Origin of the sequence: Malikia granosa (genome assembly GCF_002980595.1) — a bacterium.
GTDB classification, from domain to species: Bacteria; Pseudomonadota; Gammaproteobacteria; order Burkholderiales; family Burkholderiaceae_C; genus Malikia; species Malikia granosa.
In genome coordinates, this window is the sequence record NZ_PVLQ01000138.1 from 1 (window position 1) to 1,297 (window position 1,297).

General features: G+C 65.0%; 1 protein-coding gene. It reads right to left on the minus strand.

Going from position 1 to position 1,297, the window contains the following annotated elements; genetic code table 11:
* Positions 1 to 125: 125 nt before the first annotated feature.
* Positions 126 to 1,046, minus strand: coding sequence for a recombinase family protein (locus C6P64_RS17565; protein ID WP_105749819.1), 921 nt, complete (start codon positions 1,044 to 1,046; stop codon positions 126 to 128).
* Positions 1,047 to 1,297 lie beyond the last annotated feature (251 nt).

Genomic DNA, 1,297 nt, shown 5'->3' on the forward strand with positions numbered 1-1,297 from the left:
GGCGGCCGACCCCGCCGGCACACAGCCAGTCCCCGCTCCACCCGCCGAGGGGGCGGAAAAGCCCTTTGTGCTGCCGACGGGGTTCGGGGAGCAATGGAACAGCCAACCGACTTAAGCCTCCGGCCTCACCAGCAGCGGTCAGTCCCCTCCATGCACGCCTCGCTTTCCGAGAAGCAGTGGCGATCGTCCGCCTGGCTGGCGATGTCGCCCAGCAGCTCGTTCATGCGCTGGTCGAGGTCATCGTCACTGCCGTAGGGCACTTTCAATTCGTAGTCGCCGCTGGGCAACCGCTTGGCGTCGTACTCCGCCAGGCAGTAGCGCTCGATGTCCTCACGGGAGCGCTTTTTGCCACGCACGAATTTGCTGTTGTTCTCGATGCGCAGCGTCAGCCGAATCGTGGCGAGCCTTGGCGGATCGGCCTCGTCAGCGCCTGTCGAGGCGGCTGGCTGCGCCCGTGCCGGTTTCTGGTAGGGGCCGATTTCGACGCCGCGATGCCGCAGGTAGCTGTAGAGCGTGCTCTTGGAAACATGCAGCTTCTGCGCGATGGCGGCCACCGACAGTTTTCGCTCGCGGTACAGCGTGTCGGCGGCCAGCGCCGTCGCCTCGGCCTGGGGCGACAGTCCCCTGGGCCGTCCCCCGACCCGGCCGCGCGCGCGCGCCGCCGTCAGCCCGGCATTCGTGCGCTCGCGGATCAGCTCGCGCTCGAACTCGGCCAGCGAAGCGAACAGGTTGAACACGAGTCGGCCCTGGGCGCTGGTGGTGTCGATGGGGTCGTTCAGGCTGAGCAGCCCGACCTTGCGCTCCATCAAACGGCCCACCAGTTCGACCAGGTGCTTGAGCGAGCGCCCCATGCGGTCGAGTTTCCAGATCACCACCACGTCGCCGGCCCGTAATTGCCCCAGCAGCTCGTCGAGCGCCGGCCGAGCGGTCTTCGCGCCGCTCGCCACATCTTGATAGACGCGCTCGCAGCCGGCCGCCTTGAGGGCGTCCAGCTGCAAGTCGGGTTTCTGGTCGCGCGTGGAAACGCGGGCGTAGCCGATTTTCATGCTTAAAATTCGCTTTACTTGTTGGATTTCAATAATAGCGAACTTTGTTTCATCAAACCAGTAATTTAGACTGGTTGTGGTGCGTCACCGTTGCACGACGAGCGGCGTGAAAGAGTCTTATAAAACGAAGGTTTTATCGAACCGGCTTAAGTCGGTTGGCTGTTCCATTGCTCCCCGAACCCCGAACCCCGACCCCCACGCGGCCACGGGCTGCAGCCCGTCGCCGCTTGCGGCGCGCGAGCCGCCCGAGC

Coding starts and splice junctions, on each gene's coding strand:
- C6P64_RS17565 (WP_105749819.1), bottom strand. CDS start 1,046: ATGAAAATCGGCTACGCCCGCGTTTCCACGCGCGACCAGAAACCCGAC.